This is a genomic window from Streptomyces sp. ALB3, from assembly GCF_044385685.1.
GTDB lineage: Bacteria > Actinomycetota > Actinomycetes > Streptomycetales > Streptomycetaceae > Streptomyces.
The window spans coordinates 371,940-394,459 of the sequence record NZ_JBISCE010000046.1; the positions used below are offsets into that span (position 1 = coordinate 371,940).

Consider the following 22,520-nt stretch of genomic DNA (forward strand, 5'->3'; position numbering starts at 1 on the left):
GCGGGCCGATCACGCCGGGAGCGCCCGGTAGCGTAAGCGCGAACAGCGCACCGCCGGACCACACACGGGTGCGGTCGGGACTGACGGAGAGGGCTGGATCAGTTATGGAAGAGCCGCGTCGCCTCGGCGGCCGGTACGAGCTGGGCTCGGTGCTCGGTCGTGGTGGCATGGCCGAGGTCTACCTCGCGCACGACACCCGGCTCGGTCGTACCGTCGCTGTGAAGACACTGCGGGCCGACCTCGCCCGCGATCCGTCCTTCCAGGCACGGTTCCGCCGTGAGGCCCAGTCGGCCGCTTCGCTCAACCACCCCGCGATCGTCGCCGTCTACGACACCGGCGAGGACTACGTCGACGGGGTCTCCATCCCGTACATCGTGATGGAGTACGTCGACGGGTCCACGCTGAGAGAGCTCCTGCACTCCGGCCGCAAGCTGCTGCCGGAGCGGACGCTCGAGATGACGGTCGGGATCCTGCAGGCGCTGGAGTACTCCCACCGCGCGCAGATCGTCCACCGCGACATCAAGCCGGCGAACGTCATGCTGACCCGCACCGGCCAGGTCAAGGTCATGGACTTCGGCATCGCCCGTGCCATGGGCGACTCCGGGATGACGATGACGCAGACCGCCGCGGTCATCGGGACGGCCCAGTACCTCTCCCCCGAGCAGGCCAAGGGCGAGCAGGTCGACGCGCGCTCCGACCTGTACTCCACCGGTTGCCTGCTCTACGAGCTGCTCGCGGTCAGGCCCCCGTTCGTCGGTGACTCGCCCGTGGCGGTCGCCTACCAGCACGTGCGCGAGGAGCCCCAGCCGCCGAGCAATTTCGACCCCGAGATCACGCCCGAGATGGACGCCATCGTCCTGAAGGCGCTGACCAAGGACCCCGACTACCGTTACCAGTCGGCCGACGAGATGCGGGCCGACATCGAGGCGTGCCTCGACGGCCAGCCGGTCGCGGCCACGGCTGCGATGGGCGCTGCGGGCTACGGCGGGTACGACGCCTACGGCAACGACCAGCCCACCACCGCACTGCGGGCGACGGACCCGGGCGGCGCCCAGACGTCCATGCTGCCCCCGGTCAGTCCGGACGACGGTGGCTACGGCTACGACGACCGGCCGGGCCGCCGGCGCCAGAAGAAGAGCAACACCTCGACGATCCTTCTGGTCGTCGCGGGCGTCCTGGTTCTCATCGGTGCGATCCTGATCGGCCGTTACGTCTTCAGCTCGTCCGACGACGCCGATGCGGGCAGGATCGACGTGCCGAACATGGTCGGCTCCACGGTCGAAGAGGCACAGAGACTCGCTGACAACTCGGAGGTCGTGCTGAAGGTGGGGTCCAAGGGGCCCTGCGCGACGCAGGAGAAGGACAAGATCTGCAGCCAGACCCCGACCGCGGAGGGGAACGCCCAGATGGCCACGGGCGAGACCGTGACGGTCGTCGTCTCCACCGGCGCCCCCAAGGTCGAGGTCCCGGACGTCCTGGAGAAGTCCGAGGACAGCGCGCGCAAGAAGCTGGAGGACGCGGGCTTCACCGTGCGGGTCGAAGCGGTGGAGTCCGAGGCGACTCCGGGCACAGTCACCAAGCAGGACCCGGAGGGCGGCGCGAAGGTCAAGAAGGACACGGAGGTCACGATCACGGTGGCCAAGAAGGCGACCCAGAACGTGCCGGGCGTGGTCGGCAGGTCGTTCGCCGACGCCGAAGCGCAGCTGAAGGGCGTCGGCTTCGTCAACGTGTCCAGGACCGACGTCGACTCGGACCAGCCCGTGGACACCGTGGTGGAACAGACTCCCGCGCCGAACAGCAAGCAGGCCAAGGACGTCCAGATCGTCCTTAAGGTCTCCAAGGGTCCGGCCCAGCCCGAACAGGTCACGATTCCGGGTGACATCGTCGGCAAGCGCTACCAGGAGGCGAAGGCCGCGCTCGAGGGTCTGGGTCTCGTGGTCGCGCTCGCGCCCAACGCGCCCGACAAGCCGAACGCCCTGGTGGTGAACGCCGACCCGGGGGCCAACGCACAGGTTCCCAAGGGCCAGACGGTCACCCTCACCACCATCGGCGGCTCGGACGGTGGCGGGGACGGCAACATCTTCGGCGGGCCGTTCGGCTAGGCGGACTGGTCGGCGCACACCGCGCCAGGACACCGCGAACGGGCACAGGGCCCCGGTCACCTCAACGGTGACCGGGGCTCTGTGGCGTCGGTTCCTCTGCTACCGCAACTCCGCCGGCTTCGTGCGGTCCCTGTCCACCTTCTCGGTCCGCACCAGCTCGCCCCACACGATGTAGCGGTACTTCGACGTGTAGACGGGCGTGCACGTGGTCAGCGTGATGTAGCGCCCGGCCTTCTTCACGCCGGACTCCTCGGGCACCGGTGCGATCGCGTCGACGTTGAACTTGGACGTCTCCGGCAGCTCCGCGTAGACCTTGTAGATGTACCAGGTGTCTTTGGTCTCGAAGACGACGGCGTCGCCCTTCTTGACCTTGTCGATGTGGTGGAACTTGGCCCCGTGCCCGTCCCGGTGGGCGGCGAGCGCGAAGTTGCCCTGCGGGTCGGAGGGGAGTGCCGACTTCACGGGGTCCGTGTAGTAGCCGGCGATGCCGTTGTTGAGGGTCTCGGCGTCGGTGCCCTTCTTGACCAGCACCTCGCCGTTCTTCATGGCGGGTACGTGCAGGAAGCCGATGCCGTCCCTGGTGTCCAGGGCTCCCGGGCCCCCCGCCCAGCGGTCGCGGACGGTGTTGCCCTGCTTGTCGGCCTCTCGGTCGGCGAGCACGTTGGTCCACCACAGCGAGTAGACGACGAACAGGCCCAGTACCAGCCCTGCGGTGATCAGCAGTTCGCCGAGGAGGCTCACCGCCGTCGCGACGGGATGACGGCTTCTGCTCCGCGCCGGAGCGGCCGGCTCGTCGGTGCGCTGTTCCTGCTCGGTCCTCGCTGCCACCGCACCCGTCCTGTCGTGATGTCGTCCAGCTCGCGTCAGCCGACGAGAGCGTCGGGCTTCCCCTTGCTGCGCGGCCGTTCGTCGACCATTTTGCCCCACACGATCATTCGGTACGTACTCGTGAATTCCGGGGTACAGGTCGTCAGCGTGATGTATCTGCCCGGGCCGTCGAAACCGGACCCCACGGGCACCTCGTCGATCACGGCCACGTTGGACGGTGACGTCTGCGGGAGGATGCTCCGCATCTCGTAGGTGTAGTAGGCGTCCTGGGTCTCGATCACGATCGGATCGCCCGGCTTCAGCCTGTTGATGTACCGGAAGGGCTCACCGTGGGTGTTGCGGTGCCCCGCCACGGCGAAGTTCCCCTGTTTCGCCGACGGCATCGCGGTCTTCAGCTTTCCCTCGGCGTAGTGCCCGATCATGCCGCGGTCGAGGACCTTCTCCTTGTCGATGCCCTCGGCGATCGGCGCGACCACGTCGAGCTCGGGGATGTGCATGATGGCGAACCCCTGACCTGGTTCGAAGGCACCGGGGTTGCGCTCGCCGTTCGCCCAGTCGTCCTGGATCCTGCTCGTCTCCCGGCCGGCGATCTGGTCGGCGCGGATGTTGGTCCACCACAGTTGATAGGTGACGAAGAGCAGCATCAGCACGCCGAAGGTGATGAAGACTTCGCCGACGACCCGGCTGGCGACGACGGCGGGACTGTCCTTCGCGGCACGGGCCGCGCGCCGGGCCTCCAGACGTGACATCGGTACCGCGGGCCCGCCCGCGTCGGCCTCCCCGGCACGCCGCGGTTCGGAACGCCGTCTTCCGCGCCCCTTCGCCGCCCGCCGGCGCTCGGCCCGGCCGCCCGTCGGCGGCGGTGCGGACGCGGGCTCCGCGGCGCCGGAGTCCGCCTGGTGCGGCACGCCCGGTGGGGCGGCGGTCCGCAGGGCGACTGTCTCGTCGCTCAGGACGGGACGGACCGCGGTGACGGCCTGCGCGGGGTCCGGGCCGAGTGCCTCCGGCACCGGAGCAGGCGTCCGCGGACCAGGTGCCACGGCCGTCCCCCGGACGGTGCCCGCCGCAGGGGCTGCTTCCGGCCTCTGCGGCCCGTACCAGTCTCTCCGATACCCCTCCGGGTCATACCACTCGCCCGCGGCCTCCACGGGCTCCTGAGCGGCTCCCAGAGGCGCCTGCGGCACCCCTCCGCCCCCCTGGGCGGTCCCCGCCCGGAACCAGGGCGAGGTGTGCTGCCCCGGCAGCGGGTCGTTCAGCGGGTCGTCGAGCTGCTCCACCGCCGCCTCGTAGGTGCTGTCGGGCTCGTACGCTCCCTGCGCGTACGGACCTTCCTGCCCGGCGTGGGGGCGGAGTGAGGTCACGCGGCGGCCTTGCCCACCACCGGGGCGAGCCCCGTCGACCTCGCGACGGCGCCCTCGTCACCGCACTGCTCCAGCCAGTTGGCGAGCATCAGGTGACCGTGCTCCGTGAGCACGGACTCGGGGTGGAACTGCACGCCCTCCACGGCGTGTTCGCGGTGACGGAGCCCCATGATGATGCCGTCGGCGGTGCGCGCGGTCACCTCGAGCTCCGGCGGTACCGTCGTCGGCTCGGCGGCGAGCGAGTGGTACCGCGTGGCCGTGAAGGGGGACGGCAGGCCGGCGAACACGCCCTTGCTCTCGTGCAGCACGGGGGAGGTCTTGCCGTGCAGCAGCTCCGGAGCCCGGTCCACCACACCGCCGTACGCGACGGCCATCGACTGCATGCCCAGACAGACGCCGAAGACCGGGATGCCGCTGCCGGCACAGTGGTGCACCATCTCGATGCATACCCCCGCCTGCTCGGGCGTGCCGGGGCCGGGCGACAGGAGCACTCCGGCGAAACCGTCGTCGGCGTGCGCCGTGGTCACCTCGTCGTTGCGCACCACCTCGCACTCCGCGCCGAGCTGGTAGAGGTACTGGACGATGTTGAAGACAAAGCTGTCGTAGTTGTCGACGACAAGAATGCGCGCGCTCACTGGCCGGACCCCGCTTCGCTGGTGCTTTCGCCGTCCACCGTCACATCGCCGAACGGGAGCAGTGGCTCCGCCCACGGGAAGACGTACTGGAAGAGCGCGTAGACAACGGCCAGGACGAGCACGAGCGAGACGAAGCCCCGCACCCATGCGTTGCCCGGCAGGTTCCGCCAGATCCAGCCGTACATGCTGTTGCCTCCATTCGGTTCGGCACCAGACTAAACGGCCGGGGCGCAGGCGTGGGGCAGCTGTGGAAAGCCGTCTGCCGGGCTTCCGTCACGGTCCCCGCCCGCGCCTCACCGGCCCCCGCCGGCCAAGGCCCCGTGGGCTACTCCACAGGCTGCGCGTAGTGGAGATCGACGGTGCCCGAGTAGCCGGGGAGCGTCAGCTCGTCGTCTTCGTCGACCTTCCACCCCAGCCCGTACGCCTTGACGTACAGCTGGTAGTTTTGGATCGCCGGGGAGTCGGTGAGCGCCTGCCTGAGCTTCCCCCGGTCACCGACGGCGGTGACCTTGTACGGCGGGGAGTAGACCCGCCCCTGAAGGATCAGCGTGTTGCCGACGCAGCGCACCGCACTGGTCGAGATCAGCCGCTGGTCCATCACCTGGATCCCGCGGGCCCCGCCCTCCCAGAGGGCGTTGACGACTGCCTGCAGATCCTGTTGGTGGATGACCAGGTCGTTCGGCTGCGGCTCGGGATAACCGGGGTTGGCCGTGGCGTTGGGCGGAGCGTCGTTCAGCGTGACGGAGAGCGCCTCACCGGTGACTTCCGTGGTACCCGCCGCCTTCTCCAGTGCGTCGAGTTCGGCGTCCTCCTCGCGGGTGCTGCCGTCGTCGCGCCGGGCGAGGGTGTCGATGTCCGCGCGCACGGACGCGGTCGACTCGTCCAGCTCCGCGTTCTTCTCGCTGCGCTCCTGGATGAGATCGGAGAGCTTGAGCAGTGAGGAGTCGGTCCGGATATCGGTCCCCTTGGCCGTGTTGGCGCTGGTGACGAAAATCAGTCCGGCCAGGGCGAAGACGGCAGCGGTGAGGCCCTGGACCGGCAGGCGGGCCATGCGCCGGGCCGGGCCTCGAGGAGAGTCGGCAGAATTGCTCAACGTACCCTTATCTCCTTAGGCGCCACGGAAGCACTACGCTAACGGACGCCCCGGGGAGGCAGCATTCCCCCTCGCGCCCCGGCGCCAGCCACAGATCCCTGCGCGGTCACGCAGCGCATCGACAGGAGAGTCCCTCGTGCCGAAGTCACGTATCCGCAAGAAAGCAGACTTCACGCCGCCGCCGGCGAAGCAGTCGACGAGCATAAAGCTGACCAACCGCAGCTGGGTGGCGCCGGTCATGCTGGCGCTCTTCCTGATCGGTCTGGCCTGGATCGTGGTCTTCTACGTCACCGAGGGCGACCTGCCGATCGACGCCCTCGGCAACTGGAACATCGTGGTGGGCTTCGGTTTCATCGCGGGTGGCTTCGGAGTCTCCACACAGTGGAAGTAGCTCTGCCCTGAAGTTACCCACAGAGTTATCCACAGGTAGGGGAAAAGGTCAGACGATCTGTGGATAACTTCCCTCGATGTTGACGCCGGTGTGACTACACACTTACGCGTCGCGAGAGGGTACGCCCCTTGTCCTGGCTGGTAGAACCCAGTTCAGTGACAGGGGGCACACCTGTTCCACACGTCATGCACAAGATCCGGCACCGTCTGTGGACAACCGCACCCCTGGAGCAACGAATTCCGCTCAGGTGAGCACTGCGGTCCTGGCAAGAACAGCCACCGCGATCACCACGAGGACAAGCGCACAGGTGCCGTACTGCACCATGTTCCGGCGCTGACGCGGCGCGTGGACCATGGCGACGGCGATCAACGCCCCGGCGACCAGGCCACCGACATGCGCCTGCCACGCGATCCCACCCCACGGGTTGAAGGTGAAGATCAGGTTCACGACGAGAAGCGCGATGACCGGTCGCATGTCGTAGTTCATCCGCCGCATCAGGACGGCCGTGGCGCCCAGCAGGCCGAAGACGGCGCCCGAGGCACCGAGCGATCCCTGCGCGGGATCGGAGACGCCGTAGGTGAGCACACTGCCCGCGAGCCCCGAGAGCAGGTAGAGGGCGAGGTAGCGGACACGGCCGAGCGCCGCCTCCAGGGGACCTCCCAGCCACCACAGCCCCAGCATGTTGAAAGCGATGTGCCACACCTCCTGGTGCAGGAACATCGACGTCACCAGCCTGTACCACTGCCCCTCCGCGACCCCTTCGAGGCCCTGCGAGGGGTCACCCGCATAGGCACGGCCGAACAGGAGCAGGTCATCGACCAGTGGGTAATCGGAGCGCTCGGCGATCAGGACCGCGAGAAAGACAGCGAGATTGAGACCGAGAAGGATCTTCGTGACGAGCCTGGGATCGGCTGCGACGCTTCCGCCGGCCAGGGTGCGGGGCCGGCGAGCAGCGCGGTGGTGGCCTAGGCCTGGACCGGAGCCTTCACGGACACATTCCGGACAGTGGAAGCCCACCGAGGCCTCGACCATGCAGTCCGTACAGATGGGGCGCTCGCACCGCGTGCAACGGATGCCGGTCTCCCTGCCGGGGTGCCGGTAACACGTGAGCGGCCGGTCCGCGGACACGGACCCGCCCTGGTCTCCCGGTGGCTGCTGGTCCATCGGTCACGGCCCCTTCGGTCCTCGTCCGCAGGGGTGGCACGCATGCGGCCGCCCCACTCGCCCGTTATGTAGCAGTACGGATGAGCAGGGCGGTTGGTTCCCCCCGGGGTGCCGGCCCACCGGCTCAGCGGCCCGGAAGCCCGGTCCGCTCCCAGGTCAGCGGGTCTCGATGACGACCGACTCGATCAGGACGTCCTGGAGCGGGCGATCGGTGCGCGGGTTGGTCGGAGCGGCCGCGATGGCATCCACGACCTTCTTGCCGGCCTCGTCGGCGACCTCACCGAAGATCGTGTGCTTTCCGGTCAGCCAGACGGTGGGCGACACCGTCAGGAAGAACTGTGAGCCGTTCGTCCCCGGCCCGGCGTTCGCCATCGCCATCAGGTACGGCTTGTTGAACGCGAGGTCGGGGTGGAACTCGTCACCGAACTCGTACCCCGGGCCACCCGTGCCGTTACCCAGCGGGTCGCCCCCCTGGATCATGAAACCGCTGATGACGCGGTGGAAGACAGTGCCGTCGTACAGCTTCTCGGTGGACTTCTTGCCCGTCTCCGGGTTCGTCCACTCCCGCTCACCCTTGGCGAGCTCGACGAAGTTCTTGACCGTCCTGGGAGCGTGGTTCGGCAGGAGCCGGATCTCGATGTCGCCCTGGTTGGTCTTCAAAGTGGCGTAAAGCTGCTCGGCCACGGTCTGCCTTCCGTGAGTCTTGGCTGATGACCACAGATCCTTGCATGGGGTTCCGCCCTCGCAGCGCGGTCACGGCGGGCCACGGAGCGGCACTCACCTTGTTGCCCACTTCCCTGCACCTTTTCCACACTTCCTGGCCGGCCGGGGCACATGCGGCCAGGTGCCCCGCGACACGCGGCGCGCCGACACGAACCGTGACATCGTCGGCGACGCACTCCCCTTGCACCGCATTGCCAGAGAATGACGTTCTTGACCCGGATGCCCGTCCCGCATGGCGCTCGAGGCACCAGCGGGCATGATTTCGAACTGGGTGGATAGGCGGAGTACCAACCCGCCACCAAGGAGGAGGATCCCGTGACCCGCATCGACAGCGTGCGCGCCGCAACCTACTCGGCGAAGGACAGCGCGCAGCACGCCGCGGAAGTGGTGGCGCCTTACGCCGACACGGCCAAGGAACAGGCCGCGCACTACGCGCAGGAGGCTCGTGCACTGCTCGCGCCCAAGGTGTCGAAAGCAGCCGCGCAGGCCCGCGTCCAGTACGGCGCACATCTCGCACCGCGCATTGAACAAGCACTGACCCATGTACCTCCCAAGGTCGACGAGGCAGCACACCGGGCAGCCACCCGGACGCGCAGCGCCGCCCGCACCGCAGCTGACTACACGGTGCCGCGTGTCGAGTACGCCGTGGCGGCCAGTCGGCCCATGGCCGAGGAGGCCGCTGCTCGCAGTACGGCCGCCTTGGCCGCGCTGCGTGGACAGGTGACTGCCAAGGAGATCCAGAAGCTCGTCAGGAAGCACGAGCGGCGGGCGAAGGCGGGCCGGGCCGCCAAGGGGCTCCTTGTGCTGGGCATCCTGGCAGGTGGAGCTTGTGCCGCCTGGAAGTGGTGGGAGAAGCAGGCCAACCCGGACTGGCTGGTCGAGCCCCCTGCCCCCACAGAGGTGGGTGACGACCGTGCTCCGTTGACGTCGGTCGACGGCAACGGCAACGGCCGGACTGTCCTCGATCCGGAGGTGCGGGCCAAGCAGGACGACGCCGAAGACAGTTCGGATCAGACGAACGGCAGCGGCCACGAAGGCCGCCCCTGAGAAGCCCATGACCGACCCGGCATGCCCGGGAAGGACACCAGGAAGGGGCGCCGGAAGACCTCACGGTCTTTCGGCGCCCCTTCCTGTTTCACGTGAAACAGGGAGAGGCCGCCGTTTCACGTGAAACGAGAAAGTCGCGCGGGGATGTCTGCGCGGACGCATCAGTGGGGCTGTCGCGTCTTTGCCCGGGCTCGGACAACGGCGTCGAACGTGACCGCGGCGGCGCGGGCGATGAGTGCGTCATCGCGCTCGGCGCCCTTGATGTCCCGACGGGAGAGGACGGCGAGGGCGATGGGAGCACCGTCCGGCGGCCAGGCGATGGCGATGTCGTTCCGGGTGCCGTAACCGCCCGTACCGGTCTTGTCTCCGACCTGCCAGCCGTCAGGGGTGCCGGCCCGGATGGTGTGGTCACCGGTGGTGTTGCGCTTGAGCCAGTCGGCCAGCACTGCTCGCTTGTCCGCGGGGAGTGTGGTGCCGAGGACGTAGGCACGCAGGTCCTCGGCAAGGGCACGGGGCGTGCTGGTGTCGCGAAGATCTCCAGGAACCGCGTCGCTGAGTGCCACCTCGTAGCGGTCGCAGCGGGTGACCTCATCGCCCAGTCCACGCAGGGCGCCCTGTAGCCCCCTGGGGCCGCCGAGCTCACGGAAGAGGAGGTTGGCCGCTGCGTTGTCGCTGTAACGGACGGCGGCATCACACAACTCGCGCACCGTCATCCCGGTGGCGACATGCTGCTCGGTGATCGGCGAATTGCTGATGATGTCCTCAGGGCCGTAGCGCACGAGCCGGTCGAGTCGGCGGAGGGAGTTCTTGTCCAGCACAGCACCGGCGAGCAGCGCCTTACAGGTGGAGGCGTAGGCGAAGCGTTCGTCGGGCCGGTGGGTGACGGTCCGGCCGCTGCCGGTGTCGAGCGCGTAGACGCCCAGCTTGGCGTCGTAGGTGCGCTCCAGCTCCGTGAACGCACGCTCGGTATCAGGCTCGGGGGACGACGAGCCGGGGGACGTGGACGTCGGCGGCGGGCCTGAGGCAGCCGGGGAGGAGGTGCACCCGGAGAGTTGCAGGGACGCGATCCCGGCCAGCGTGGCGAATGCGGCACGTCGGGAGAGTGGGGTGCGGGGGCTCATGCGATCGGCCTTTCCTTCTGAGGTCTTCGTTCGGACCGGTCGGCCTCTGCCCGGCGGACCAGGTCGCACGGCTCGGCGCCCGGTAGGCCAGAGCGCTCGGCTCGATCTGCGCACCTGCGCATCCGTGGGCACCCGCTGGTGCGGGACCTCCGCCCGCCGGGTGGGCCCGGACTGCGCGACCGCAGAGCAAGGCGCCGTGCGGGGCCCGGCAGGTGATGCTGTGCGGTGCGTCCTGCCAGGACTCGGCCGACTCCGTCACCGCCCAGCTTCCAGGCGAACTCAGCACGACGCAGCCCGGCGCGCCGGAAGGCCGCTGCCGTACGTCGGTGCGGCGGCCGGGCCGGCGAGCTCCCTCAGCCCCGCAAGAAGGCGAGGACCGCGAGGACCCGGCGGTTCGTGGCGTCGGACAGGCTCAGGTCGAGCTTGGTGAGGATCGAGCCGAAGTGCTTGCTGACAGTGCCCTCGCTGACTGACAGGGCGGAGGCGACCGAGGCGTTCGACCTGCCCTCCGCCATGAGCGCCAGCACCTCCTGCTCGCGGGCCGTGAGCCGCGCCATGGGGTCGCGGCGGTGCCGGATCAGTTGCCTGACGACCTCGGGGTCGACCACGGTGGCACCTTCGGCCACCCGGTGCAGGGCGTCGATGAACTCCTCGACGTTGCCGACGCGTTCCTTGAGCAGATAGCCGACGCCCGTACCGTCCGACGAGTCGAGCAGATCCTCGGCATAGGTGCGCTGGACGTACTGGCTGAGCACCAGGACGGGGAGGTCCGGCTGGTGCCTGCGGAGCTCGATGGCTGCCCGCAGACCCTCATCGGAGAATCCGGGCGGCATCCGTACGTCCGTCACCACGATGTCCGGCCGGTGTTCGAGGACCGCCTCGGTCAGTTCCCCGGCGGTGCCGGCTCCGGCGACCACCTGATGGCCGAAACGCTCCAGCAGGCCGACCAGGCCCTCCCGCAGGAGCACGCTGTCCTCGGCCAGTACGATGCGCAACATCACTCCCTCGATCGTGCGGGCGAACAGGGGACTTGCAGACGGAACACCGTGGGCCCCCCGGGCGGACTGGAGACTAACAGGCGGCCCCCGAGCACCGAGATGCGATCGGCCACGCCCTGGAGGCCCGTTCCTTCGGCTGTTTCGGCGCCTCCGATCCCGTTGTCCTCCACCTGCACGGTGAGCGTGCCCTTCGCGGCCCGTCCGGTCACGGTCGCCTGGGTCGCGCGGCTGTGTTTCGCCACATTCGCGAGTGCCTCGCAGACCGCGAAGTAGACGGCCGTCTCGATGGCTTCGAGCATCCGGCCGGGCAGCTCCAAGCTCACGTCCACCGGAACCGCGGAGCGGTCGGCGACGTCCTCCACGGCCGCCTCCAGGCCCCGGTCGGTGAGGACCTGGGGATGAATGCCCCGGATCAGTTCCCGGATCTCCACCAGGGCGGCCCCCGCTTCCTCCTGCGCCTTGGTGAGCAGACCGCCGAGTGGATCGGCGGGGTTCTCCAGCCGGGCCAGGCCCAGCGTCATGGACAGGGCGACGAGCCGCTGTTGCGCCCCGTCGTGCAGGTCACGTTCGATACGGCGGCGTTCCGCCTCGAAGGCTTCCACCAGACGCATCCGGGAGCGCCCCAGCTCCTGGATACGGGAGTCCAGAGCGGTCTCCGGGATGGACAGGAGTTGCCTCGTCAACAGCGCCCGGCCGGCGGCCAGTACACCCAGCGGATAGGCCAGTACCGGGAGGAGCAGGACCCCGGCCAGCAGGGCGGCGAAGGCCTCCGGATAGGAGTCGGCGATCCAGAGTTTGAGTACACGCGCCTCCTCGTCGCCGCCCGCGAACATCATCGCGGGCGTGGTGATCAGGCCGGCGCACACCGTGAGGACCGTGCCGAGGGCGAGCGCTTCGAGGGGCCACAGCAGGCAGGCGAACAGCAGCGCGTAACCCAGCTCCCGCCAGGTGGCACGCTCCTGAAGTCGTGTGCGCAACCAGACGGACAGCCCGGTGCCGTGCGGCTCACGGTGCGGCCCGGGGACCGGAGCGCTGTCCAGGAGCCGCAGCCTGCGACGTTCCAGGGCGGCCAACGGGATGCCGCTGAGGACGAGGATGAGGAGCAGGGGGACACCGATGAGGACCACCGTGAGCACACTCCCCGCGACGGCCAGCAGGAGCATCGTGGCCAGCGTGAGGATACCGAGCGGCACGCTGGTCAGGAGATAGAGCGCCGAGCGCCACGGCCAACTGCTGCGGACGTAGCGGCGATCCTGGAGTGCTCGCCAGAGACTGGGGGAGTGCATGGAAGGCACGCTATGAGACGCCGGGGCGGGCGGACCACCCAGCTGGCTCCACCCTCGGGGTGGGCGCCGGCTCTCCCGGAGGGGGCCTTCCGGTCACCAGGTGCCGGAGGCCGCCACCACCGCCTTGGGAGGCAGCGGGCCGCTTGGGGCACCACCTCGCTGCCGGCTTGGCCCACGCTGGGGCGGGGAGCGGCAGGAGGGGCGACGGCCGGGTACCTGTGCCTGCGTTTCCTCAGAGGTGTCCGGCGATGAGCGACAGCAGCTCCGCCTCCGCCGGCACGAGGTAGAAGTGGTCGCCGGGGAAGACCCGGCTCTCGAAGCCACCGGTGGTGAGCGCCGACCAGGATTCCAGTTCCGCGACCCGGCAGCCCGGGTCCCGGTCGCCGCCGACCGCGGTCACCGGTGCCCGCAGCGGGACCGGGTCCCGCGGCCGGTAGGACTCGATCAGCCGGAAGTCGCTGCGCAGGGAGGGCAGCAGCAGGGGCCGAAGATCGGGGTGGTCGTAGGCGGACGAGGCCAGATCGCCCAGTCTCCGGGCCGAGGCGATGAGCCGGTCGTCGTCCAGGGTGTGAAGCGTGCCGCCGCGCCCGGCGTGGGGCGCACCGCGTCCGGACACGATGACGCGGTCAGGAACGACGCCGTGCCGTTCGTCGAGGCGACGCGCCACCTCGTAGGCCACCGCCGAGCCGAGGCTGTGCCCGAACAGGACGAGCGGCAGCCGCCTGTCCCCCGTCACCCGGGGTTCCAGCGCATCAGTGATCCGGTCGGCCAGTTCGGTCATGTCCTCGATGCAGGGCTCGGCGATCCGCTCCTGCCGGCCGGGGTACTGGGTGGCGAGCACCTCCACATCGGCAGGGATGCGCCCCGGCCAGTCGTGGAACAACGCCGCGGTGCCGCCCGCGTGCGGGAAACAGACCAGCCGGGCCCTGAGCCTCCCGTTCCGTCGGTGCGTCCGGAACCACTTGGTCTCTCCGCCGGCATCGATGGCCGTCACGTCAATCCGCCTCTCCGGCCCCCCACGGGCCTCTCGTGCACGTCTTGGTCCGGCCGCGCGTGCCGACGCGCGTCCTGCACCCGCGCGGCCGTCTGGTCCGGCAGGCCCCCGCTCCCGGTTCGCTGCCTCCCGTGCGGGTGCAGCCATCGTGCACCGGATGGTGGAGCTACCTCCACCACGAGGATTCCGCTCCGCTGCGATGTGCCGGAAGCGTCGCCGCTATTGAGTGGACACCATGAATCAAGCAGCCGTCCGGCTCAGTTCGGTCACCCGGTCCTACGGCAGGAACGACGCCGCGGTGACCGCGCTCGACCGGGTCAGCCTGGACATTCCCCAGGGCACCTTCACCGCCGTCATGGGCCCCTCGGGCTCCGGCAAGTCAACCCTGCTCCAGTGCGCCGCAGGTCTTGACCGGCCCACCAGTGGCCAGGTGTTCCTCGGCGACACGGATCTGACACGGCTCAGCGAGACGAAGCTGACGCTGCTGCGCCGCAGGCGCATCGGGTTCGTCTTCCAGGCCTTCAACCTGCTGCCCTCGCTGACCGCCGCACAGAACGTGGCGCTCCCCCTGCGGCTGGCCGGGTGCCGCCCGAAACGGACCCAGGTGCTGGAGGTGCTGGAGCAGGTGGGGCTCCGCGAGCGGGCCGGGCACCGGCCCAGCGAGTTGTCCGGCGGCCAGCAGCAGCGCGTGGCCCTGGCCCGCGCCCTGGTGACCCGGCCCGAGGTGCTGTTCGGGGACGAGCCGACCGGCGCCCTGGATTCCACCACCAGCCGTGAAGTGCTGTCCCTGCTCCGCTCGATGGTGGACCGCGGCCAGACAGTGATCATGGTGACGCACGACCCGCTCGCCGCCTCCTACGCGGACCGGGTGCTGTTCCTGGCCGACGGCCGGGTGCAGGACGAGCTGTACTCCCCCTCAGCCGAGCACGTCGCCGCGCGCATGACGAACCCGGCGGCGGTCCCGTGCTGAGGCTCGCGCTGCAGGGCATGAGGATCCGCTGGGTCACCTTCGTCGGCTCCTTCATCGCCCTGGCCCTGGGCGTCGGGCTCATCGCCGCCACAGGGCTCGCCCTCGCGGCCACCCTCAGCGCCCCGGACCGTGGCCCCGAACGTTTCGCGCAGGCCCCCGTCGTCGTCCAGGCCTCCGACCGGCTCCGGGTCGACACCCAGATCGGCATACGGACCCAGCCGCTGGCCAACCCCCGCCCGGTGCCCGGGGAGCTGGCCTCCGAACTGGCCGGTCTCGGTCGTACGCTCCACGACCGGACCTTCCCGGTCACCGTCCAGGACACGGACCTGGACGGTGACGGCGAGGGAACGGTCGGCCACCCCTGGTCGGTCGCGAGCTCCACGCCCTACAGGCTCTCCGGCGGACACGCCCCCTCAGCGCCCGGTGAGGTCGTCGTGACGGTGGGGCCCGGCGCCGAGGTGCGGACGGGGGACAGGATCAAGGTCGCCACGCCGGCCGGGACCACCACGCGGACCGTGGTCGGCACCGTGGCCGCCGCGGGCTTCGAGACCGCCGTGTTCTTCACCGACGCCGAGGCCGCCAGGATCTCCCCGCCCATCGACGCCGTGGTGGTGCACGCTGCTGCCGACGAGGTGCGGGCGGTGGCCGACGAGAAGTCAGGCATGAGCGTCCTCACCGGCGACGAGCGGCGCCGCGCCGACCCCGATCCGGACCGCGACGACGAGGCCTTGGTCTCCGTCAACGCGCTGCTGGGAACCGCGGCGGCCATCACCGGCTTCGTGTCCGTCTTCGTCGTCGCCTCGACGTTCTCCTTCGCGGTGGCCCAGCGCAGGCGTGAGTTCGGCCTGCTGCGCACAGCGGGCGCCACACCGCACCAGGTGCGCAGGATGGTGTGCGCGGAAGCCCTCGTCATCGGCGTCCTGGCCTCCGCCGCGGGATGCTGCCTGGGCTCCGCCGGGGCACCGCGCCTCGCCGGCTGGATGGTCGACGTGGGAATCGCGCCCCGTTGGTTCGCCATCGGCAACCAGGCCTGGCCACTGCACACCGCCTTCTGGACCGGCCTGTTCGTGGCGATGGCCGGTGTGCTGGTCTCCTCCTACCGCGCCGGCAGGACCGGCCCGGCCGAGGCCCTGCGTGAATCGGCGGTCGACAGACGGGCGATGCCGGTGAGCCGGTGGCTGCTGGCCACTCTCGTGCTGCTGACAGGGCTGGGACTGCTGGGCACGGCCCTGGTCGCCGACCCCGGGGACCTGCTCAAGCGCAAGACGTACATCACCCAGCCGATGGTGCTGATCGTGGGCTGCGCGCTGCTCGCGCCGGTCCTGGTACAGCCGCTGGTCCGGATGTCGACCTGGCTGCCCGCCCGGCTGCCCGGCGCGATCGGGTTGCTCGCCAGGGAGAACGCCGACGCCGGTGTCCGCAGGACCGCCGCCGTGGCCGCCCCCGTCATCGTCACCGTCGCCCTCGCCGCATCCCTCATGGGCACGACGGCCACCATCAACACGGCCAGGGCGAGCGAGGCACGCGACCACACCGTCGCGGACTTCGTGATCACCTCGGACGGTGAAGGCCGGCCGGTCTCCCCTCAGTTCGTCCAGCGTCTCCGGGACATCGAGGACGAAGGCACGACGGTCAGCGCCTCCCGTACCACCGGGGTGACCGTGCTCGAGGAGGGCACGGCCCTGGTCACGTCCGAGGCGAAGGCCGTGACCCCCGCCGACCTGGCCGCCGTCTCCGCCCTGCCCGTGGTGGCGGGCAGGCTCACCGACCTCGACGACCGGAGCATCGTCGTCAACGAGGAGTGGCTGACCACGACCGTGGGTCAGCAGGTGACCGTCTGGCTGGGCGACGGCCGCAAGGTCTCGCTGAAGGTCGCCGCCGTCCTCGCCACGGGCACCGGCAGCAACGGGGTGTACGTGACCCCTCGCAACGCCGCGGGCGCCGGAATCGACCGCATCGACGTCAAGGTGCGGGACGGCTCCGACCGAGAGGCCGTCGCGACGGCCCTGCGCGACGCCGGTGCCGCGACCGGGACCGAGGTGCTCACGAAGTCCGAGTGGGTGGAGGAGCACTACCCCCGCTCCAGCGAGAACACCCGGCTCGGCCTGCTGATGATCCTCGGCATCGCTCTCGTCTACACGGGCATCGCCCTGGCCAACACGCTGGTGATGGCCACCTCGGACCGGGTCCGCGACTTCGCGGTGCTCCGCCTCTCCGGGGCCACGAGACCGCAGGTCCTGCGCCTGGTCGCGGTGGAGGCACTGGTCGTGGTCGCGGTGGGAGCCGTGATCGGCAACGCCGTCGCCGCGTTGAACCTGCTCGGGGTCTGGGGCGCGCTGGGGCTGCTGGGCGTGTGGTCGGCGGTCGTCGTGCCCTGGGGGTTCATCGGCGCGGTCGTCGCCGCAAGCGCCCTCCTGGCCGTCGTCTCCGCCGTGCTGCCCGCCTCTTTCGCCCTGCGCACCCGGCCGGTGGAACTGGCCGGGACGCGCGAGTAGTCCGCGCCCTCCCGCAAGCATCCGCCTCCCGGGGCGGTACGCGGCCGTCACCACGTGATGCGGGCCCGGAACAGCTGGGCGCGGCGCCCCGTCCCGGCACTTCCCTTCCGACACCAAAAGGGCCTCCGAGCTGCGATTCCGCAGCTCGGAGGCCCTTTTGCGATGTGGAGCCTAGGAGATTCGAACTCCTGACATCTGCCTTGCAAAGGCAGCGCTCTACCAACTGAGCTAAGGCCCCGGAACAGGACATCACAGGACACATGCATGTCGCGACGTCCGTCGCAGAACAGAGTACCGGGTGACCCCCCTGATCCTGCAAAAGGATTGGGACTCCCGGCCCGCAACCGCTCTCCGTAAGATGCACGACGAGGTTCGCAGCAGCGAAGCCGCAGCGAAGGGGAGACGCAATGGACGCAGCGCAACAAGAGGCCACGGCTAGAGCCCGGGAGCTCCAGCGCAGCTGGTACGGAGAGCCGCTGGGGGCGCTCTTCCGCAGGCTGATCGACGACCTCGGCCTCAACCAGGCACGCCTCGCGGCGGTGCTCGGACTGTCCGCACCCATGCTCTCCCAGTTGATGAGCGGGCAGCGGGCCAAGATCGGCAATCCCGCGGTCGTCCAGCGGGTCCAGGCACTTCAGGAGCTCGCCAGCCAGGTCGCGGACGGCAGCGTCAGTGCGGGAGAGGCCACCGACCGCATGGAAGAGATCAAGAAGTCGCAGGGCGGCTCGGTCCTGACCAACACCGGTCAGACCTCCACCACCGGTGGCGCTCCCACCGTGCGCCGGGTCGTCCGCGAGATCCAGTCGCTGCTGCGGTCGGTCTCGGCGGCCGGGGACATCATCGATGCCGCGGACTCCCTCGCCCCGGCCCACCCGGAACTGGCAGAGTTCCTCAGGGTGTACGGAGCAGGGCGCACCGCGGACGCGGTCGCGCACTACGAAGGCCATCAGAGCTAGGACGGGCCACCGGGGCCCCCGGGCCCCGGTGCGGCCGAGCCGTGGCAGTGTCCCGACATCCGGGGCACGAACCGAAACGGGAACGGGAGCGGGCGCAGCGCAATGGGTGAGGTCTTCGCTGGGCGGTACGAGCTGATCGATCCGATCGGCCGCGGGGGAGTCGGTGCCGTCTGGCGCGCGTGGGACCACCGGCGCCGCCGGTACGTGGCGGCCAAGGTCCTGCAGCAGAGCGACGCGCACACACTGCTGCGCTTCGTCCGTGAGCAGGCGCTGCGTATCGAGCATCCGCACGTTCTCGCCCCCGCCAGCTGGGCCGCCGACGACGACAAGGTCCTGTTCACCATGGACCTGGTCAGCGGCGGTTCGCTGGCCCACGTCATCGGTGACTACGGTCCGCTGCCCCCGCGTTTCGTCTGTCTCCTGCTCGATCAGCTGCTGTCCGGACTGTCCACGGTGCACGCCGAGGGGGTCGTGCACCGTGACATCAAGCCGGCCAACATCCTGATGGAGGCCACCGGTACGGGCCGGCCGCACCTGCGTCTCTCCGACTTCGGCATCTCGATGCGCAAGGGCGAGCCGCGCCTGACGGAGACCAACTACGTGGTCGGGACGCCCGGTTACTTCGCTCCTGAGCAGATGATGGGCGCGGAGCCCGACTTCCCGGCGGACCTGTTCGCCGTCGGTCTCGTGGCGCTCTACCTGCTCCAGGGGCAGAAGCCCGACTCCAAGGCCCTGATCGAGTACTTCGCCGCGCACGGGACCCCGGGAGCGCCCGAGGGGGTGCCGGAGCCGCTGTGGCAGGTCCTCGCCGGTCTGCTGCAGCCGGACCCGCACGCCCGCTTCCGTACGGCCACAGGTGCGCGCAAGGCACTGACGGCGGCGGTGGAGATGCTGCCCGATGCCGGTCCGGACGACGATCCGGTGGAGGTGTTCGACCAGATCGGCCCTCTGCCGGCGGGCTTCGGCCCCGACGGACCCCACCGCGCCGCCGCACCCGCAACGCCCGCAGACGGGCCCCGGGATCCCGCCCTGGCCGCCGGTGGCCCTCCGCCCGCACCGCAGCCGTCGCGACAGCCGTACGCGCCGCAGGACCTCGGGCACCCGGCGCCGTACGCGCCGTCGCAGGACGCGCCGCCGCCGCCCTCGATGTCGGAGACGGGCAGCTTCCATCTCGCGCCGCCCCCGCAGCACCCAGCGCCCCTTCCGCACCAAGCGCAGTCGCAGACACCGCCCGCCCCCGCCCCGGTTCCCACGGCGTCCCCCTATGCCGCCGACACCGCATCGGATGCCGCCCGGGCCGCCACGGCGGCCGTGCCGTACGGGGCGCCGCCCACTCGCGCCTACACCGCCCAGCACCTGTCGGCTCCCGGGTACGTCGCACCGCCCGCCCGACGGCCGGGACCGCCCCTGAAGGTGGCGGTCCCGGTCCTGGTGGTGGCCCTGATCTGCTTCGCCGTGGGGATCTGGGCGCTCACCCAGCTCCCCGGCTGATCTCCCTCACCACGCCGGCGGCGGACCGCCGAGCGGCGGCTCCCCGCCCGTGCCGGGCGGCGAGGCGGCGGGAACGGCCCGGCGCCTGGCCAGCAGGGTCCACGCCCCGAGTCCCAGCACCAGCAAGGAACCCGCGCCGATACCGGCCGCGGCCACCATCTTCATCGTGCCGCTCTCGACGGCCTCGGGAGCGCTCTGCCCGCTCCTGGCCATGTCCCTGTCCGCGTCCGTGACTCCGAAGATGCCGGCGTCTCCCCGGTACGGCGACGGCTTGCTGTCGTTGACGACCTTCACCTTGAGCGTCAGCCCGATGGGCTCCTCCCCGTAGTGCTCGGCGACGTCGGGGGAGAGCGCCACGGACAGGTAGTACCAGCCCGCGAAGCGCATGGCGCTGACATCCGCCGCCGAGTCGTAGCGGTTCTCGTACGCCACCGGCGGCAGCGGGTCCATGGACACCGAGGTGGGAGCCCCGGAGTACGAGAGCGTCGCGTCGTCCACAGGGCCGCGTGCGGGGTTGTGCAGGGCCAGCGCCAGGACGTTGCCGAGGTACTCCGTCGACTTGCCGCTGTTGCTCAGCGCCGCCGTGGTGTAGATCTGCTGGCCCCAGTCGACGGGCACCCGGTAGAAGCGGGTCTGTCCGGGCCGGATGTCGTCCGCCCATTCCCCCGACTCCAGGCTGGTGGCGTCGTAGAAGCCGCTTCCGCCGGACCGTTCCTGTTTGCCGGCGGGAGGAACGGGTGAGGCGGAGGACCAGTCCTCCGGTGCCTCGGTGGGCAGCGCCTCCTTGTCCTTCGGCGCCGGCTCGCTTTCGTAGCGCAGCTCCAGGTCCCAGGCGTCCGGCGACGAGGTCGCCTTGCTCTCCCGCTCGATCAGGACGTTGTACGTGCCGCCCGCCGCGCAGGTGGTGCTGTCCTTCTCCACCGTCCGGTGGGCGTAGGCGGCGATGGGGCGTGGGAACTCCGCCGACTCGAAGACCGCGTCCCCGGAACTGCACCGGGTGTCGTCGAGGTCCCTGACGCTGATCGTGATGCCGTCCCCGTAGGCGACCTTCCCGCCTGCCTTCGGCACGGCCACGGCGGAGACGTAGGCATCGGTCGTGTCGTCGAGTTCCAGGCGGTAGTAGAGCTTCTGCCCGTGCTTGATGGAGCTCTTGTAGACCGACCCGGGCTTCAGTTCCTCCGCGTCCGCGTTCGTCTCCGCCCCCCGGACCGCCGTCGCCCCCGGGTCGAAGGTGTACGCGGCGGGGCCGTCGGACGCGTGCGCCTGACCGGGCAGCGCCGCCACCGCGCACACCGCCGCGAGCGTCGCGAGCATCACCCGGCCCCTGTTGCGCTGCCTGTTCACGAACTTCCCCTCGTCGTCTGCGTGCCTGCCCCGTCACGGCTGCGTACGGGCAGGAGCCCGGCGACAGAGCGCCCGCTCCGTCAGCGGCCGCGATGCCGGTCCATCCTGCCCCGCCCGCGCCACCACTGTCTGCCGCCACCGCCGTATTGCCGCCGATGCCCGTTTCCGTACCACCGGGCTCCCCCGCCGGTGCGGGAGCTCCGCACCGATGGCGGCCTGATCGCGGCACCGTGTCGGTACGCCGGCCCCGGGCGGTTCCGGCCGCCTTCGTGCCGAGTGTCATCGGGATACGGAAGGCGCCCTCGGCGTGCGCCGGCCGGACGCCGGCACGGGCGCCACCAGGGCGAACACCGCTCCACAGGCCGGAACCGCCGCCCGCCCGCGGTGGCGTGTCCACGTCCCCGCGTCCGCGTGCTCACGGAAAACCCCCACCTGTACGCCACCGACGCTTTGCTCACGCAAGCTAGCGATTCGCTCGGGCGAACTCAAGGGCGCGGTGTCACGGTCCCGCAACAGCGGCCCCGGACAGCAGAAAGCCCCGGCCGCTCGGCGGCCGGGGCTTCTAGCAGACTGTTCCGTCTCACACACCTGAACCTGCGGGCACGGAGTCGGTCGCCTCCGTCCACAGATCCTGCTCGGCGCGATCCGCCTGGATCTGGCGGTACACGAGGAGCCCGCCGATGGCGGCCAGTGCGACCAGGAGAAGCTTCTTCACCGCGCGACCTCGTCTTTCCTTGACGTAAGGGACTTCTGCCGCCCGACTATACACACCGGCCGATACCGATCGGTGACCTCCCCGGAACCCGTCCGACGCCCCCTCCGGACCCCTCCCGAGGGGCCTCGAGACCTCCCGCAACAGCTCTTCAGGGCCGGTTGCACCATACGAGTGGTGTTCATCGGAAGATCAGCGCACCAGGGGCGTCGGTCCCGGTTTCCGGATGCCGGATCCACATCATCGGAAAGGTAAGCAAACCGGACCACCTGAAAGCGAGGGGCCATGAGCACCTTCAGGGTCAAGAGCATCTGGACCGCCTTCATCACCGCCTTCTTCGCACTGCTCGCGTCGCTGGGTCTCGCCACCGCTCAGGCAACGGCCGCGGAGCCGGCGGCCACGAGCCACGAACACACGGGCGCTGTCCCGGCAAGCGCGCACACTCCGTCGGTGCGATGGACCCTTCCGCGTGACAGGGCGCTGCCGCCCACGATGAAGCAGCGCATCCGCGCCGAGGCGCACGGCTCCTCACCGGCCACCCGCCAGCTGTCCGCCGACACCACGGACGCCGTGCACGCGACGGACGGCACCCGCTCCGGCCACAACGCCGCCCCTGCCGGGGACTCGGCCCCGCTGCCGCCCTGACGGCGCCGCGAACGCCATCCAGGCCCCTGGTCCGGTTCACACCGGCGGGGGCCTTTTTCCATGTGCCCGTACGTCTCCCAGCCGCATCAGGCGGGGCGCGCGGCCCGGACATGTCGCCGACTGTCCCGATGGTCAGCGGCTACGCCTGCCCCGCGCCCAGATCA

At 70.2% G+C, this 22,520-nt stretch carries 21 protein-coding genes and 1 tRNA gene; 8 read left to right on the top strand and 14 right to left on the bottom strand.

Going from position 1 to position 22,520, the window contains the following annotated elements; genetic code table 11:
* Positions 1-104: 104 nt before the first annotated feature.
* Positions 105-2,102: a Stk1 family PASTA domain-containing Ser/Thr kinase gene (pknB, locus tag ACHFIV_RS31690; RefSeq protein ID WP_398976123.1), complete on the top strand. Its 1,998-nt coding sequence runs from the start codon at positions 105-107 to the stop codon at positions 2,100-2,102.
* Positions 2,103-2,201: 99 nt separating this feature from the next.
* Here the strand turns inward: pknB and ACHFIV_RS31695 are convergent, their stop codons facing one another.
* The 5 genes from ACHFIV_RS31695 to ACHFIV_RS31715 form a co-directional block, all read right to left on the bottom strand.
* Positions 2,202-2,930, bottom strand: a complete 729-nt coding sequence (locus tag ACHFIV_RS31695) for a class E sortase (protein WP_398976125.1) — start codon at positions 2,928-2,930, stop codon at positions 2,202-2,204.
* Between the two features lie 35 nt (positions 2,931-2,965).
* Positions 2,966-4,291 carry a class E sortase gene (locus ACHFIV_RS31700; protein ID WP_398976127.1) on the bottom strand — a complete coding sequence of 442 codons (1,326 nt, stop codon included), beginning with the start codon at positions 4,289-4,291 and terminating at the stop codon, positions 2,966-2,968.
* A complete protein-coding gene (locus ACHFIV_RS31705) occupies positions 4,288-4,926 on the bottom strand; it encodes an aminodeoxychorismate/anthranilate synthase component II (RefSeq protein ID WP_398976129.1) in 639 nt (212 codons plus the stop codon). Before ACHFIV_RS31705 ends, ACHFIV_RS31700 begins: the two co-directional genes overlap by 4 nt.
* Entirely contained in the window at positions 4,923-5,111 is a 189-nt protein-coding gene (locus tag ACHFIV_RS31710) for a hypothetical protein (protein ID WP_398976131.1), read from the bottom strand. Before ACHFIV_RS31710 ends, ACHFIV_RS31705 begins: the two co-directional genes overlap by 4 nt.
* Positions 5,112-5,251: 140 nt before the next feature.
* Positions 5,252-5,977, bottom strand: coding sequence for a DUF881 domain-containing protein (locus ACHFIV_RS31715; protein ID WP_398976133.1), 726 nt, complete (start codon positions 5,975-5,977; stop codon positions 5,252-5,254).
* A gap of 178 nt (positions 5,978-6,155) precedes the next feature.
* Between ACHFIV_RS31715 and crgA the strand changes: the two genes are divergently transcribed.
* A complete protein-coding gene (gene crgA, locus ACHFIV_RS31720; RefSeq protein ID WP_031090433.1) occupies positions 6,156-6,410 on the top strand; it encodes a cell division protein CrgA in 255 nt (84 codons plus the stop codon).
* 243 nt (positions 6,411-6,653) lie between these two features.
* On the opposite strand, the gene ACHFIV_RS31725 is transcribed toward crgA, so the two are convergent.
* Together ACHFIV_RS31725 and ACHFIV_RS31730 are read right to left on the bottom strand one after the other, a co-directional pair.
* Positions 6,654-7,574, bottom strand: coding sequence for a rhomboid family intramembrane serine protease (locus tag ACHFIV_RS31725; protein ID WP_398976135.1), 921 nt, complete (start codon positions 7,572-7,574; stop codon positions 6,654-6,656).
* Between the two features lie 156 nt (positions 7,575-7,730).
* The gene (locus ACHFIV_RS31730; RefSeq protein WP_398976137.1) at positions 7,731-8,258 is read right to left on the bottom strand and encodes a peptidylprolyl isomerase; all 528 of its coding nucleotides are present in this window, start codon (positions 8,256-8,258) and stop codon (positions 7,731-7,733) included.
* A 354-nt stretch (positions 8,259-8,612) separates the two neighbouring features.
* On the opposite strand from ACHFIV_RS31730, the gene ACHFIV_RS31735 reads away from it, so the two are divergent.
* Complete coding sequence (locus ACHFIV_RS31735) at positions 8,613-9,344, top strand: DUF5324 family protein (protein WP_398976139.1); 732 nt, start codon at positions 8,613-8,615, stop codon at positions 9,342-9,344.
* Positions 9,345-9,505: 161 nt separating this feature from the next.
* On the opposite strand, the gene bla is transcribed toward ACHFIV_RS31735, so the two are convergent.
* From bla to ACHFIV_RS31755, 4 genes are all read right to left on the bottom strand, one after another.
* The gene (gene bla, locus ACHFIV_RS31740; protein WP_398976141.1) at positions 9,506-10,465 is read right to left on the bottom strand and encodes a class A beta-lactamase; all 960 of its coding nucleotides are present in this window, start codon (positions 10,463-10,465) and stop codon (positions 9,506-9,508) included.
* A 353-nt stretch (positions 10,466-10,818) separates the two neighbouring features.
* The gene (locus ACHFIV_RS31745) at positions 10,819-11,463 is read right to left on the bottom strand and encodes a response regulator transcription factor (RefSeq protein ID WP_398976603.1); all 645 of its coding nucleotides are present in this window, start codon (positions 11,461-11,463) and stop codon (positions 10,819-10,821) included.
* Positions 11,463-12,749 carry a sensor histidine kinase gene (locus ACHFIV_RS31750; protein WP_398976142.1) on the bottom strand — a complete coding sequence of 429 codons (1,287 nt, stop codon included), beginning with the start codon at positions 12,747-12,749 and terminating at the stop codon, positions 11,463-11,465. The genes ACHFIV_RS31745 and ACHFIV_RS31750 overlap by 1 nt, the downstream gene beginning before the upstream one ends.
* A gap of 232 nt (positions 12,750-12,981) precedes the next feature.
* Complete coding sequence (locus ACHFIV_RS31755) at positions 12,982-13,743, bottom strand: thioesterase II family protein (RefSeq protein ID WP_398976144.1); 762 nt, start codon at positions 13,741-13,743, stop codon at positions 12,982-12,984.
* A gap of 235 nt (positions 13,744-13,978) precedes the next feature.
* On the opposite strand from ACHFIV_RS31755, the gene ACHFIV_RS31760 reads away from it, so the two are divergent.
* Both ACHFIV_RS31760 and ACHFIV_RS31765 read left to right on the top strand, forming a co-directional pair.
* Positions 13,979-14,713, top strand: a complete 735-nt coding sequence (locus ACHFIV_RS31760; RefSeq protein WP_398976146.1) for an ABC transporter ATP-binding protein — start codon at positions 13,979-13,981, stop codon at positions 14,711-14,713.
* Entirely contained in the window at positions 14,707-17,208 is a 2,502-nt protein-coding gene (locus ACHFIV_RS31765) for an ABC transporter permease (RefSeq protein ID WP_398976148.1), read from the top strand. The genes ACHFIV_RS31760 and ACHFIV_RS31765 overlap by 7 nt, the downstream gene beginning before the upstream one ends.
* Before the next feature lie 165 nt (positions 17,209-17,373).
* On the opposite strand, the gene ACHFIV_RS31770 is transcribed toward ACHFIV_RS31765, so the two are convergent.
* A tRNA-Ala gene (locus tag ACHFIV_RS31770) sits at positions 17,374-17,446 on the bottom strand.
* A 169-nt stretch (positions 17,447-17,615) separates the two neighbouring features.
* Here ACHFIV_RS31770 and ACHFIV_RS31775 point away from each other — a divergent pair.
* Together ACHFIV_RS31775 and ACHFIV_RS31780 are read left to right on the top strand one after the other, a co-directional pair.
* A complete protein-coding gene (locus ACHFIV_RS31775) occupies positions 17,616-18,164 on the top strand; it encodes a helix-turn-helix domain-containing protein (RefSeq protein ID WP_398976150.1) in 549 nt (182 codons plus the stop codon).
* Positions 18,165-18,266: 102 nt separating this feature from the next.
* Complete coding sequence (locus ACHFIV_RS31780; RefSeq protein WP_398976151.1) at positions 18,267-19,655, top strand: serine/threonine protein kinase; 1,389 nt, start codon at positions 18,267-18,269, stop codon at positions 19,653-19,655.
* A gap of 6 nt (positions 19,656-19,661) precedes the next feature.
* On the opposite strand, the gene ACHFIV_RS31785 is transcribed toward ACHFIV_RS31780, so the two are convergent.
* Entirely contained in the window at positions 19,662-20,999 is a 1,338-nt protein-coding gene (locus ACHFIV_RS31785; protein WP_398976152.1) for a hypothetical protein, read from the bottom strand.
* Positions 21,000-21,579: 580 nt separating this feature from the next.
* Positions 21,580-21,714 carry a DLW-39 family protein gene (locus ACHFIV_RS31790; RefSeq protein ID WP_003958712.1) on the bottom strand — a complete coding sequence of 45 codons (135 nt, stop codon included), beginning with the start codon at positions 21,712-21,714 and terminating at the stop codon, positions 21,580-21,582.
* A gap of 282 nt (positions 21,715-21,996) precedes the next feature.
* Between ACHFIV_RS31790 and ACHFIV_RS31795 the strand changes: the two genes are divergently transcribed.
* Positions 21,997-22,356 carry a DUF6344 domain-containing protein gene (locus tag ACHFIV_RS31795; RefSeq protein WP_398976154.1) on the top strand — a complete coding sequence of 120 codons (360 nt, stop codon included), beginning with the start codon at positions 21,997-21,999 and terminating at the stop codon, positions 22,354-22,356.
* Positions 22,357-22,520 lie beyond the last annotated feature (164 nt).

Coding starts and splice junctions, on each gene's coding strand:
- pknB (WP_398976123.1), top strand. CDS start 105: ATGGAAGAGCCGCGTCGCCTCGGCGGCCGGTACGAGCTGGGCTCGGTG.
- ACHFIV_RS31710 (WP_398976131.1), bottom strand. CDS start 5,111: ATGTACGGCTGGATCTGGCGGAACCTGCCGGGCAACGCATGGGTGCGG.
- ACHFIV_RS31715 (WP_398976133.1), bottom strand. CDS start 5,977: ATGGCCCGCCTGCCGGTCCAGGGCCTCACCGCTGCCGTCTTCGCCCTG.
- ACHFIV_RS31725 (WP_398976135.1), bottom strand. CDS start 7,574: ATGGACCAGCAGCCACCGGGAGACCAGGGCGGGTCCGTGTCCGCGGAC.
- bla (WP_398976141.1), bottom strand. CDS start 10,465: ATGAGCCCCCGCACCCCACTCTCCCGACGTGCCGCATTCGCCACGCTG.
- ACHFIV_RS31745 (WP_398976603.1), bottom strand. CDS start 11,463: ATGTTGCGCATCGTACTGGCCGAGGACAGCGTGCTCCTGCGGGAGGGC.
- ACHFIV_RS31750 (WP_398976142.1), bottom strand. CDS start 12,749: ATGCACTCCCCCAGTCTCTGGCGAGCACTCCAGGATCGCCGCTACGTC.
- ACHFIV_RS31760 (WP_398976146.1), top strand. CDS start 13,979: ATGAATCAAGCAGCCGTCCGGCTCAGTTCGGTCACCCGGTCCTACGGC.
- ACHFIV_RS31775 (WP_398976150.1), top strand. CDS start 17,616: ATGGACGCAGCGCAACAAGAGGCCACGGCTAGAGCCCGGGAGCTCCAG.
- ACHFIV_RS31780 (WP_398976151.1), top strand. CDS start 18,267: ATGGGTGAGGTCTTCGCTGGGCGGTACGAGCTGATCGATCCGATCGGC.
- ACHFIV_RS31795 (WP_398976154.1), top strand. CDS start 21,997: ATGAGCACCTTCAGGGTCAAGAGCATCTGGACCGCCTTCATCACCGCC.